The organism is Streptomyces sp. NPDC037301 (assembly GCF_055602785.1).
The window spans coordinates 78,105-89,926 of the sequence record NZ_JBVJWD010000005.1; the positions used below are offsets into that span (position 1 = coordinate 78,105).

An 11,822-nucleotide genomic window follows, 5' to 3' on the forward strand; every position below is an offset into this window, starting at 1 on the left:
GAGCCCTGCTCCCGCCGCGGTCGGCTCGCTCAGCCATACGTTCGGTCAAGGCCGGGGTCTGGTCGCGCAAAGAAAAATATGCTAATCGGCGGAACCTCTGTGGTGCTTCCCTCATCTAAGCCTTTGCCAGTTTGTATGGACTTGAGGCAAAACGACCGCAGATGGGGAACTCATGCGCGACATCAGCCGAAGGGGTCTGCTCGGAACCGGGCTTGGGGCCGCGGCCGCCATCGGTCTGACGGGGTGCGGTTCCTCCGATACGGGCCTGCCGGGCGCCGCTACGGGGGAGAAGGGTGCCGACGGGCACACCCGGGGGACTGGACCTGCGAAGAAGGACGTTCGCGAGATAGGTGACGGTTCCACCGCGGACACCGGGAAGCAGCCGCACCAGCCTTCCGCGCCGGTCCCGCTCGAACCCGGGCAGACGCCGCCGCAGTTCGTGATCTTTTCCTGGGACGGGGCGGGCGAGGTCGGCAACGGGCTCTTCCCGCGCTTTCTGGAACTCGCCAAGGATCACGAAGCGTCCATGACCTTCTTCCTCTCCGGCCTCTATCTGCTGCCCGAGTCGAAGAAGTCCAAGTACCGGCCGCCCAACAACCCGATCGGTGCTTCCGACATCGGTTATCTCACCGATGACCACATCAAGGAGACGCTGAAGTGCGTCCGTCAGGCCTGGCTCGACGGGCATGAGATAGGCACCCACTTCAACGGGCATTTCTGCGGCGGTTCCGGATCGGGCGCGAACTGGTCGGCCTCCCAGTGGCAGAGCGAAATCGATCAGGCGGTCTCCTTCGTCACCGAATGGCGCACCAACACCGGCTGGAGCGACCTCGATCCGCTGCCTTTCGACTACCGCAAGGAACTGGTCGGCGGACGCACTCCCTGTCTGCTCGGCCAGGACAATCTGCTGCCCACGGCGCGCAAGCTCGGCTGGCGCTACGACGCCAGCTCGCCCGGCGGCACCCAGGTGTGGCCCCGCAAGCGCCAGGGCGTCTGGGATCTGCCGTTGCAGGGCATGCCGTTCCCGGGGCACTCCTTCGAAGTCCTTTCGATGGACTACAACATCCTCGCCAACCAGTCGGTGAATTCGACCAAGGGCATGCCTTCGCGTTATCCGGGCTGGCGCAAGCAGGCCGCCCAGTCGTATCTCGCCGGTTTCAACCGTGCGTACACGACGAATCGCGCGCCCTTCTACATCGGAAACCACTTCGAGGAGTGGAACGGCGGCATCTATATGGACGCGGTCGAGGAAGCGCTCAAGAAAATCGCGGGGAAGCCGGATGTGCGGCTCGTCTCCTTCAAGCAGTTCGTCGACTGGCTCGACGTCCAGACCCCGGCCGTGCTCGACAAGCTCCGTACGCTGGGAGTCGGACAGTCTCCCGAAGGCGGCTGGAACGCCTTCTTTAAACAGACCTGACAACGGGCTTTACGGGCAGCGAGGGGGGTGCCCGAGATCGCCGGAACCGCCATGCGAAACTTTTCACATGAGCTATGGCCGCGCACCCCGACGCCGCTTCACCCTGCTCGCCGCCCCCGCGGCGGTCGTCGCGCTCGCACTCACGCTGACGGCGTGCGGCGGGGACGACAACAAGGCGGGGGGCGGTGGCAACACGAACTTCGTCACGGGCAGTGGCGGAATCTCCACCGTGGCCAAGGGTGACCGCAAGGCAGCCCCGAAGCTCGACGGTGAGACCCTCGAAGGCAAGCAGCTCGACGTCGCCGACTACAAGGGCAAGGTCGTCGTTCTGAACATGTGGGGTTCGTGGTGCGGACCCTGCCGTCTGGAGGCCCAGTACTTCGCGAGGGTGGCGAAGGAGACGAAGGACAAGGGCGTCCAGTTCGTCGGGATCAACACGCGCGACGCCCAGAAGGGCCCCGCGCTGAGCTTCGAGAAGGACTACGGGGTCCCCTACCCGAGCCTCTTCGACCCGACCGGCAAGCTCATGCTCCGCTTCCCCAAGGGCACGCTGCGTCCGCAGGCCATTCCGTCGACCGTGGTGCTCGACCGGGACGGGAAGATCGCCGCCCGTTCCCTGACCGCGCTCGACGCCACCAAGCTGCACAAGATGATCGACCCGTTGATCGCGGAGAAGTGATTCCGTGCTCACCCTTGCCGCGCTCCAGGGCGAGAACCAGACCGTCCTGCACGGAGCGCTGATCGTCGCCCTGCCCGTCGCCGTACTCGCCGGGCTCGTCTCGTTCTTCTCGCCGTGCGTCCTGCCGCTCGTCCCCGGTTACCTCAGTTACGTCACCGGGGTCAGCGGCACCGACCTGGCGCAGGCCCGGCGGGGGCGGATGGTCGCGGGCGCCTCGCTCTTCGTGCTCGGCTTCACCGCCGTGTTCGTCTCCGGCGGTGCGCTCTTCGGCTTCTTCGGTCAGACCCTCCAGGAGCACAGCGAGACGCTCACCAAGATCCTCGGTGTGCTGATGATCCTGATGGGGATCTTCTTCATGGGCCTGATGCCGTGGATGACGCAGCGTGAGTTCCGTATCCACAAGAGACCGGTGACCGGGCTGGCGGGCGCACCACTGCTGGGCGCCCTCTTCGGGATCGGCTGGACCCCGTGTCTCGGCCCGACGCTCAGCTCGGTGAGCATCCTCGCCGTGGAGCAGGGCACCGCCGGACGCGGGGCGATACTGACCGTTGCGTACTGCTTCGGGCTCGGCCTGCCCTTCGTGCTCGCGGCGGTCGCCTTCCGCAAGGCGCTCGGCGCGTTCGGCTGGGTCAAGCGCCACTACGCATGGGTCATGAGGATCGGCGGCGTCATGATGATCGCGACCGGGCTGCTCCTGCTGACCGGCGTCTGGGACACCATGATGCAGGCATTGCAGGGCTGGTCCAACGGCTTCACTGTGGGGATCTGAGTTCCATGAGCGACACCAAGTCCAACCCGGCCCCGGAGCGCGAGCACCGGGACGAGCGGGAGATCCGGGACGAGCAGGACCGGGAGAACGCCCGCGAACTGGGTGCGGCCGGCTCCCAGCTCTCCACCGCCCCGCGCGAGGAGAGCGCGGCCAATCTGCCGGCCATGGGCGTCATCGGCTGGGTCCGCTGGTTCTGGCGGCAGCTCACCTCGATGCGGGTCGCGCTGATCCTGCTCTTCCTGCTGTCGCTCGGCGCCATTCCCGGCTCGCTGATCCCGCAGAACAGCGTGGACGAACTGAAGGTGCAGACCTTCAAGGAAGCCCACACCACCGTCACGCCGATCTACGAGAAACTCCAGTTCTTCGACGTCTACAGCTCGGTGTGGTTCTCCGCGATCTACATCCTGCTGTTCATCTCGCTCATCGGCTGCATCGTGCCGCGCACCGGCCAGTTCGTAGGCCAGCTGCGCAGCCGCCCGCCGGGTGCCCCGAGGCGCCTGACCCGGCTGCCCGCGTACACCACCTGGCGCACCGAGGCCGAGCCCGAGCAGGTCCGCGAGGCCGCGCTCGCGATGATGCGCAAGCGCCACTACCGCGCGCACACCGCGGGGGACGCGGTCGCCGCCGAGAAGGGCTATCTGCGCGAGGCCGGGAACCTGATCTTCCACATCGCGCTGATCGTGATGCTGGTGGCGTTCGCCTTCGGACAGCTCTTCAAGTCCGAGGGCGCCAAGCTGATCGTCGAGGGCGACGGCTTCTCCAACACACTCACCCAGTACGACGACTTCAAGTCGGGTTCGCTGTTCGACACCGACTCGCTCGCCCCGTTCAGCTTCAAGCTCGACAAGTTCATCGGCACGTACGAGCGCAGCGGCCCCCAGATCGGTACGCCCCGGACCTACGAGGCCCATGTGACGTACGAGAAGGGCGCCTACGGCAAGCCGCAGAAGACCGTCATCAGGGTCAACGAGCCCCTCGTCGTCGACGGCACCAAGGTCTATCTGAACGCGCACGGCTACGCGCCCGTCGTCTCCGTCAAGGACGGCAGGGGCAAGGAGGTCTACAAGGCCGCCGTGCCGCTGCTGCCCATCGACAACAACGTCACCTCGACCGGTGCGATCAAGGTGTTCGACGGCTACCGCGACAAGAACGGCAAGAAGACCCAGCTGGGCTTCCAGGCCTTCTTCGTGCCGACCTTCGCGGGCGACAACCAGGGCACGATGTTCTCCCAGTTCCCCGCCGCCGACAATCCGCGGCTCGCCCTCAACGGCTACCACGGCTACCTCGGGCCCGACTCCGGACTGGCGCAGAACGTGTACCAGCTGGACAAGACCAAGATGACGGAGTTCAAGGACAGCAAGGGCAACCTGCTCAAGCAGCGCCTGGCGGTCGGCGACACGATGAAGCTGCCCGACGGCGCCGGTTCGGTCACCTTCGAGGGCGTCGAGGAGTGGGCCAGCTTCCAGATCTCCGAGCAGCCCGCCAGCGGCTGGGCGCTCACCGGCGCCATCGCCGCGATCGCCGGACTCGCGGGCTCGCTGTTCATCCAGCGGCGTCGCATCTGGGTGCGGGCCGTGCGCGGTGCGGACGGCGTCACCGTCGTCGAAATGGCGGGTCTCGGCCGCAGCGAGTCCGCGAAGCTTCCCGAGGAGCTGGCCGATCTCGCGGTCACGCTCAACGCCGTGGCGCCCACCGCGCCCGGCCCTGACACCGACCCCGGATCCGACTCCGTCGAAGAATCCTCCGAAGAACCTGCCGAAGGGGCTGAGAAGTGAATCTCGCCGCCGCAACCAACGAGAACCTGGCGCACACCAGCAATGTGCTGATCTATTCGTCGATGGCCGTCTACACCCTGGCCTTCTTCGCGCACATCGCGGAATGGGTGTTCGGCAGCCGCAGCAAGGTCGGCCGCACCGCCGCCGCGCTGACCGGTGCCGAGGGCGCGGCCGCCGCCACGGTGAAGGTGCAGGTCGCACAGAAGGGCGGCGGCACCGCCGTACTCGACCGCCCGAAGATCATCACGCGCTCCGCGGCCGGTACCCGCGACGTCCCGGACGGGCCCGGCGCGGCCGGTGGCACATTCAAGGGCGACCTGTACGGACGCATGGCGGTCTCCATGACCGTGCTCGCCTTCCTCGTCCAGGCCGGCGGTGTCCTCGCCCGCGCGCTGTCCGTGCAGCGTGCCCCGTGGGGCAACATGTACGAGTTCTCCATCACCTTCTCCACGGTGGCGGTCGCCGCGTACCTGATCCTCCTCGCGCTGAAGAAGAACGTCCGCTGGATGGGGCTGCTCCTGGTCACCACCGTCCTGCTGGACCTCGGCATCGCGACCACGGTGCTCTACACCTCCAGCGACCAGCTGGTGCCCGCACTGCACTCGTACTGGCTGTGGATCCACGTCTCCACCGCCATCATCTGCGGCGCCGTCTTCTACATCGGTGCGGTCGCCACGCTGCTCTACCTCTTCCGCGACAGCTACGAGAGCAAGCTCGCGAACGGTGGGGCGCCCGGTTCGTTCGCCCAGTCCGTGCTCTCCCGGCTGCCCGCCGCCTCGACGCTCGACAAGTTCTCGTACCGCATCAACGCCGCGGTCTTTCCGCTGTGGACGTTCACGATCATCGCGGGCGCCATCTGGGCGGGCGACGCATGGGGCCGCTACTGGGGCTGGGACCCCAAGGAGGTCTGGTCCTTCATCACCTGGGTCGCGTACGCCTGCTACCTGCACGCCCGCGCCACCGCAGGCTGGAAGGGCCGCAAGGCCGCCTACCTGGCACTGATCGCCTTCGGCTGCTGGCTCTTCAACTACTACGGCGTGAACATCTTCGTCACCGGCAAGCACTCCTACGCAGGCGTCTGACCGGCCCCCATCCCGTACGGGTGCGGATCCCGCACCACCGGGCCACGCTGGAACCATGACCGATGCGACCCCCGTCATCGAGCGTGGCACCAGCGAAACCCATGGTGACCAGCACATCCTGCGGTTCACGCTACGGCTGCCCCATCCCGTTCCACGGGTGTGGGCAGCCGTTGCCAGTTCCGAGGGGCTGCCCGGCTGGCTCGCCGCCGCCGACCCGTTCGAACCGCGCATCGGCGGGGCCGTCACGCTGCGCTGGCTGAACACCGACCGGGACGGGCATGCCACGGTCGCCTCCGGCATCGTCACCGCCTGGGACATCGAGCGGGTCGCCGAATACACCCTCGAAGGACTCCACGGCCGCATCCGCTTCCACCTGGAGCCACCGCGCGGCGACCATGTGCTGCTGCGCTTCACCAACGAGTTCCGGGGCGACGACGAGCTGCGCCTGGACTGCCTCGCCGGCTGGCACGACCACTTCGGCTACCTCGTCGACGCGCTCGACGGATACCCCGCCGACTGGTCGAAGTGGACCCCGGTCCGGTGGGCGGGGCTGCGCGAGGAGTACGCGGCGGCCGAGCGGTGACGCGGCGTCACGGTGCCGAGGACGGTGGCAGGCACTTCGGGTCCGGCGGCGTGCGCTCAGGCCAGGCGATCGCCACGAACCGCTGACGGGCGTCCTCGGGCGCCAGCTCCACCACCGGCACCGCCTTGTTGTACGGGTTCCCGTGGTTGTCCAGGCAGATCCAGCCACTGGCCCCCGACACCCGCAGCGAACCCTTCACCCGCGGCCACTGCTCACCCACGTCCGCCGGCTGCGGAAGCTGCTCGTCCTCCCCAGTCGCCTGCCGGATGCCGTGCACCGCCAGCGACATCGCGTCGTGCGCGATGATGACCTGGCCGTCGGTCAGCTCCTGGTGACCGGTCGGACCGATCGGTCCCACGGGCTTCTTCGCCACCGTGGCCAGCAGGTCCAGGAAGCTCCGGTAGTCCGCCGGGGAACCGCCCGTCGCCGCCCCGCCCTTCTCCTTCGCCACCGCCCAGGCGTCCGGGTGCGCCAGCGAGGCGTAGCGGACCGTCACCTTGCGGCGCAGCGCACCCCGGTCGAGCTTCTTGTCGCTGCCGAGGTACGAGCCCTCGTCGCCCGTCAGGATCGTGAACGGGCGGCTCTGGCAGCCGCGGGCCCCGAGTGCGTTGATGAACTGCCGCAGCTGGGTGTGGCGTCCGGCGAAGAACACCGTATCCGCATCCGTGTCGCAGATCAGGTGCGTGATCTGCTGAAAGGTGTTGGCCGTGGTGCCCTCGTCGTTGGGGTCCTTACGCGAGGTGAACAGCTGCGGCTCGTACTGCGTGCCCTTCACCAGCGAGGTGAACGCCGCGCGCAGCGTGTCCGTGTAGTGGTCCCCGGTGCGGGTGTCCTGCACCAGCAGCGCCTTGTCCGCCTTCACCTTCCCGAAGTGCGCCAGCGCCCGCGCCTCGTCCCGGTTCGTCGGCGACACCCGCGCCAGACCGGGGAACGGGTCGCCGCCCGGGCCGTTGGCGATGTCGTCGGCGGTGATCGTGGTACCGACGACCGCGATGTGCGCAGCGGTCAGCTCTTTGACCGCCGACCTGACCTGCGTACTGCTGGTGGCGACCCCCGACACGGCCCGCAGATGGTCCGGGGCCCCGGTCATCTTCTTCAGCCGGTCCACCGTCGGCTGCCACAGCAGGTTGTTCTTCCCCGTGTTGGCGAGAACCAGCCGGATCTTCGGCACCTGCTCGTTCGACAGATGGTTGGCCCGGTACTGCTCGGCGAACGCGCCCTGCAGCTCGCGCTGCATCTTCGTCTGCATGGCTTCGTCCGTCGACGTCAGCGGCAGCAGCAGCGCGACCGTCGCGTACCGGCCGGGCTTGAGGGTGTTGTTCTCCCGGGCGATGGCCGCGGCGACCTCGGTCAGTTTCGGCCGCCCGAAGTCGTAACCGTCGCCGGAGACACCTATGCACTCGTCGCTGCCCTGCGGACGCTCTACACCCTTCGCGCACGAGCGGTCCTCGGGGGCGGTGAGCCGGCCGATGCCGTACCAGCCGGACGTGACGACCAGGGCGCCGACCACCACCGTGGTGACCACCTTCTGCCTTGCCGTGTACCAGACGCGATAACGCAGTGGATTACGCATCCGAGCCACCGTTCCCCCGCCTCTGCCCGCTTCCGCCCGTGCCCGGTCCACCCGTGTCCGGCGATCCCGGCGGCATGGACAGCGGCCGCCAGGCCCTGATGTCCCGCGGCCAGTGCGTCGCCGCGTCCCACAGCACGCTGTTGCCCGTCGGATGCCCGCCGGACAGTTGTCGCAGTTCGTGCGCCATCTTGTCGATCACCTCTTCGTCCGGCAGAGCCAGTGGATCGGACAGCAGCCATACGGCGTGCAGCAGCCGGCGCAGCTGCAACTGGAGCTCCACGGCCCGCTCGCCGAGCCCCGCGAGCCCCGTCTCCCCGTCCGGCAGCGAACCGGCCGCCTCGCGGCCGAGCGCGACCGCCCGCCGCGGATCGGGGCCGGCGTAACCGGGCGGACGCGGATACGGGGCCGAGGCGATGAACCGCAACGAGCCGAGCCAGGCGGTGACATCCCCGTCGGTGAACCGCTCCCGCAGATGCGTCACGCAGTCCCTCGTCCTGCCCAGCACCAGCTCCTGGTGCAGCCGGTGCGGGACGCTCGGGCAGCGGCCCCCGGGCGCGTACGCCGTGCGCAGCGTCTCGTGCACCGCACGCCATACCGCGTAGTACGGATGGTCGTCGTCCTGGAACCGCAGCCGGTGCAGCAGCAGCGCACGCAGCAGCGGATCGGCGACGAAGTACTCGGGACCGACCGGCCAGTCCTGGGCCCGCAGCATGTCCCGTACCTGCAGTGCCACATCGCCGTCCAGCGAGCGGCCGCGCAGCCGGGCCGTGGCCAGCAGCCGCGCCGAGTCCTCTCCGTGCGCGGCGGCCAGCACACTCAGCACGTCGAGCTGCTGCCCCGGCAGCAGCTGAGCCAACAGCTCGTCCGCGACCCGCACCGGCGCCCGGTCCTCACGCAGCTCCACCGTGCGGTCCAGCAGCGCCCCCGGCACCAGCGAGCCCGGCCGCGGCGTCCCCGGCACCAGCGCCTCGCCCGCAGCCTGCGCCAACAGCGCCACACCCAGCGGGCGCCCACCCGTCAGCCGGTGCACCCCACGTGCCAGCCCGGCCGGGGTACGGCCCACCGGATCGTGCCGGTCGAACGCCGCCTGTACGTGCGCCGGGCCCAGCGGGGTGAGCTCCACGGCCAGGATCCCGGACGTCACCTCCGAACCGCGAGCCCAGTGCGAGCCGTGCGCCACCTCGGGCAGCCGCCGGCGCACCGCATGGCTCAGCCCCTCGTGGCCGCGGGTGCGCGAGGAGGCGAACACGGCGATCTGATCCCGCGCCCCACCGGTCCGCTGCCGCAGTACCGGCTCGACCAGCTGCCGCCCCAGCCTCGTGTGCGCGTTGTCCAGCAGCAGCACCGGACGGCCCCGACGGGCGCCCCGCGCCAGACCCCCGTACGCCCGCACCAGATCCGCGACCAGCGCGAGCACCAGATGATCCTCGGCCCGGCGGCGCAGATCACCGCCGCGCTCGAAATCGACCGCCAGCTGCCGCAGCCCGATCCTGCCGTTGCCACCCGCGTGCGGATAACTCCCGTACCAGTCCGCCGAACGCCGCTGGAACCGGCTGAACGTCTCCTCCAGCACCGTCTCGATCGTCGCCTCGGCGACCATCCCGGCCAGCGGGACCACCGAGTCGAAGGCACTCGCGGCCAGCTTCGTCAGCACCTTGGTGACCCAGCCCGTCGCCGCGTCCCCACGGGTGTCGACGGTCGCCAGCACCGGGCCGAGCGACTGCAGATCCCGCTGCGCCCGCGTCTCGTCCTCCCGCGTCCAGGAGATCGAGGCGACCGCCACGAGCCCGAGGCTCAGCCGGGGAAACTGCACCGGCCGCGCGGCATGCACCTTCGCCGTCAGCTGGGTGGCGAGCTCCGGCAGCGCCCCGGTGACCGGAGTCCAGCCGGGGCCCGGGTCCGCGGGCGGCACGACGGCCTCGCAGTCGACCAGGGCCACCGGGGTGATCTCCCGGTACAGATGGCGCAGCTGCTTGAGCGCGGCCGTCTTTCCCATGCCGCGGCCGCCGGTCAGCACGGCGACCGGCGGATCGTCACGATGCTCGTACGCGACCCGGGCGGAGCCGTACGGAGTGAGACCTGTCAGACGCGCCGCAAGTCCGTCGTTGCCGAAGATCGCCTCGCGCCCGTACAGCTCTCTCTCCACAGCACCCCCAGCGCCGACGCCCCACCCGATCTGTCACACCGTCAACACAAGGATATCGGCAGGGTGTTGGAGAAAGATGAAGATTTTCGAACGATCGGGGACTCGGGGCGATAAATCAGTCAACGCCGATGTCCTCGTTCCGCACGTCGGGATGGTCCCGTACGAAGTCCCGCATGATCGCGACGCATTCGGCATCGTCGAGCAGCACGATCTCCACTCCGTGCCGGGCCAGCCAGTCGTGCCCGCCGGGATAGGTCTCCGCCTCGCCGATCACCACCCGCGAGATCCCGAACTGCCGCACGAGGCCGGAGCAGTACCAGCACGGGGAGAGCGTCGTCACCATCGTCGTGCCCCGGTACGAGCGCTGCCGTCCGGCCGCTCGGAACGCCGCCGTCTCCGCGTGCATGGACGGATCGCCGTCCTGGACGCGGCGGTTGTGGCCGCGGCCGAGGAGGCTGCCGTCCGGCCCGTAGAGCGCGGCACCGATGGGAATGCCGCCCTCGGCGAGCCCGGCACGGGCCTCGGCGAGGGCGGTGGCGAGCATGGCGCGGTAGTCGTTCACGCGCCCACTCTCCACCGTGCGGACAGCCGATTCCCGGCACCCATGACGGCCGCAGCGTGTCCAACGACATGCACGGGCCGCCGACAAGGACCGGCCGGCCCTTCGCGACGCCGCCCCCCATTTGCCGGTCGGTCTAAGAAGCGGGTGGCGCCGACTCCTCCGGCCCCGTCCCGCTCTCGCGACGCTTGAGCTCCTCCTCACGGCGGCGCAGATCCGCCTCCCAGTCCTTGAGGAGCGACTCGTCCTTCTTGTTCTCGTCCTTCAGCGCCTTCAGGAACTCCGGATTGTCGTCCGGCGCCACCCACTGCGATCGGTGATTGCGGTGCCATTCGGACGGCGTACGGCCCCCGGCGGGCACCTGGCGCATCTTGCCCGCGGCCAGCCAGACGATCGGGCCGACGATCCAGAACAGCAGGATGATGAAGACCCAGGCGATCTTCGGCAGGTGCTTGGCCTCGTCCTCGGGGGTGTTCAGGCAGTCGATGAACGCGTAGATCGTCAGCGCCAGAGGCAGGAGATAGATCAGGGCCCGGAACATGGTGGAAAGGTCCCCCTGCGGAGAGATGGCGGGGCTTGTCCCGCCCCGGTGACGGGCCCAGAGTAGCCGGTGTCAATTACGGCCCACGGCGAGCAGGTGGGAACTGGCGGCGAGCAGGTCGGGGTACGGCTCCGCCATGCGGGCCGCGGCCAGCGCGGAGGTGAACATCCGTGATCCGGTGAGTGACTCACCGGTATGCTGCTCGGTCGCTTTCAGCAGCGCCCAGGCGGGGCCCTCGACGCCGAGCAACTCGATTCCATCAGCGCCCGGTTACTTCCATGGGCCAGGCCGGATGGCGGGCCGTGCTATCTGCGTACGGACGGCCATGGATATGTTTCGCGCGTCGCGGACCAGATGGAGGTCGTGCAACTTGGCATGGCGGCCGAGGTCCTCGACTGCGCCAGGCCGATCATTGCCGCCGCAGGCGCGACAGTGACGGAACTCCGCTTCGCTGCCGCCCGGTTGGCCGAGTGCCTGACCGATGCGCTGCGGATCGCCGAGAGCCGGGGCGGACGGCTCCAGCAGGGCAGGTCGGCGGGGCGGGGCACGGAGCCCGAAGATGTTCACAGGCCGTAAGTGCCTTGAATACCGCGCGGAGCCTTCCGGTGTTGATGGCCACTGGGTGACCAGGCGGCCGCGATTGAACCACAGGGGAGCCTCAGGTTCGGGCGTATCGGCTCGACCGTCACTCATATGGG

At 68.9% G+C, this 11,822-nt stretch carries 11 protein-coding genes and 1 pseudogene; 7 read left to right on the top strand and 5 right to left on the bottom strand.

Features of this window, described 5'->3' with window-relative positions:
- Window positions 1-172 precede the first annotated feature (172 nt).
- The 6 genes from ACZ7IB_RS10955 (at window position 173) to ACZ7IB_RS10980 (ending at window position 6,305) form a co-directional block, all read left to right on the top strand.
- A complete protein-coding gene (locus ACZ7IB_RS10955) occupies window positions 173-1,417 on the top strand; it encodes a hypothetical protein (protein WP_470911356.1) in 1,245 nt (414 codons plus the stop codon).
- Window positions 1,418-1,484: 67 nt separating this feature from the next.
- Window positions 1,485-2,096, top strand: coding sequence for a TlpA family protein disulfide reductase (locus ACZ7IB_RS10960; RefSeq protein ID WP_470911358.1), 612 nt, complete (start codon window positions 1,485-1,487; stop codon window positions 2,094-2,096).
- Between the two features lie 4 nt (window positions 2,097-2,100).
- On the top strand, window positions 2,101-2,865 hold the full coding sequence (locus ACZ7IB_RS10965) for a cytochrome c biogenesis CcdA family protein (RefSeq protein ID WP_470911360.1): 765 nt from the start codon (window positions 2,101-2,103) through the stop codon (window positions 2,863-2,865).
- Window positions 2,866-2,870: 5 nt separating this feature from the next.
- Window positions 2,871-4,640: a cytochrome c biogenesis protein ResB gene (gene resB / locus ACZ7IB_RS10970; RefSeq protein WP_470911362.1), complete on the top strand. Its 1,770-nt coding sequence runs from the start codon at window positions 2,871-2,873 to the stop codon at window positions 4,638-4,640.
- Window positions 4,637-5,722, top strand: a complete 1,086-nt coding sequence (gene ccsB, locus ACZ7IB_RS10975; protein WP_470911365.1) for a c-type cytochrome biogenesis protein CcsB — start codon at window positions 4,637-4,639, stop codon at window positions 5,720-5,722. Before resB ends, ccsB begins: the two co-directional genes overlap by 4 nt.
- A gap of 55 nt (window positions 5,723-5,777) precedes the next feature.
- On the top strand, window positions 5,778-6,305 hold the full coding sequence (locus ACZ7IB_RS10980; protein ID WP_470911367.1) for an SRPBCC domain-containing protein: 528 nt from the start codon (window positions 5,778-5,780) through the stop codon (window positions 6,303-6,305).
- A gap of 7 nt (window positions 6,306-6,312) precedes the next feature.
- Here the strand turns inward: ACZ7IB_RS10980 and ACZ7IB_RS10985 are convergent, their stop codons facing one another.
- From ACZ7IB_RS10985 to ACZ7IB_RS11005, 5 genes and pseudogenes are all read right to left on the bottom strand, one after another.
- A complete protein-coding gene (locus ACZ7IB_RS10985; protein ID WP_470911369.1) occupies window positions 6,313-7,878 on the bottom strand; it encodes an ABC transporter substrate-binding protein in 1,566 nt (521 codons plus the stop codon).
- Window positions 7,871-10,024 carry a hypothetical protein gene (locus ACZ7IB_RS10990; RefSeq protein ID WP_470911372.1) on the bottom strand — a complete coding sequence of 718 codons (2,154 nt, stop codon included), beginning with the start codon at window positions 10,022-10,024 and terminating at the stop codon, window positions 7,871-7,873. The genes ACZ7IB_RS10985 and ACZ7IB_RS10990 overlap by 8 nt, the downstream gene beginning before the upstream one ends.
- Window positions 10,025-10,139: 115 nt before the next feature.
- A complete protein-coding gene (locus ACZ7IB_RS10995) occupies window positions 10,140-10,568 on the bottom strand; it encodes a nucleoside deaminase (RefSeq protein WP_470911843.1) in 429 nt (142 codons plus the stop codon).
- A 151-nt stretch (window positions 10,569-10,719) separates the two neighbouring features.
- Window positions 10,720-11,124: a PLD nuclease N-terminal domain-containing protein gene (locus ACZ7IB_RS11000; RefSeq protein ID WP_470911375.1), complete on the bottom strand. Its 405-nt coding sequence runs from the start codon at window positions 11,122-11,124 to the stop codon at window positions 10,720-10,722.
- A 72-nt stretch (window positions 11,125-11,196) separates the two neighbouring features.
- Window positions 11,197-11,376: pseudogene (locus tag ACZ7IB_RS11005) on the bottom strand (SAM-dependent methyltransferase); the annotation flags it as partial.
- Window positions 11,377-11,487: 111 nt separating this feature from the next.
- Between ACZ7IB_RS11005 and ACZ7IB_RS11010 the strand changes: the two are divergent.
- Window positions 11,488-11,700: a hypothetical protein gene (locus ACZ7IB_RS11010; protein WP_470911378.1), complete on the top strand. Its 213-nt coding sequence runs from the start codon at window positions 11,488-11,490 to the stop codon at window positions 11,698-11,700.
- Window positions 11,701-11,822 lie beyond the last annotated feature (122 nt).

Excerpts from the sequence above, each read along its gene's own strand:
- ACZ7IB_RS10995 (WP_470911843.1), bottom strand. The coding sequence starts at position 10,568 with ATGCTCGCCACCGCCCTCGCCGAGGCCCGTGCCGGGCTCGCCGAGGGC.
- resB (WP_470911362.1), top strand. The coding sequence starts at position 2,871 with ATGAGCGACACCAAGTCCAACCCGGCCCCGGAGCGCGAGCACCGGGAC.
- ACZ7IB_RS10960 (WP_470911358.1), top strand. The coding sequence starts at position 1,485 with ATGAGCTATGGCCGCGCACCCCGACGCCGCTTCACCCTGCTCGCCGCC.
- ACZ7IB_RS10955 (WP_470911356.1), top strand. The coding sequence starts at position 173 with ATGCGCGACATCAGCCGAAGGGGTCTGCTCGGAACCGGGCTTGGGGCC.
- ACZ7IB_RS10980 (WP_470911367.1), top strand. The coding sequence starts at position 5,778 with ATGACCGATGCGACCCCCGTCATCGAGCGTGGCACCAGCGAAACCCAT.
- ACZ7IB_RS10985 (WP_470911369.1), bottom strand. The coding sequence starts at position 7,878 with ATGCGTAATCCACTGCGTTATCGCGTCTGGTACACGGCAAGGCAGAAG.
- ACZ7IB_RS11000 (WP_470911375.1), bottom strand. The coding sequence starts at position 11,124 with ATGTTCCGGGCCCTGATCTATCTCCTGCCTCTGGCGCTGACGATCTAC.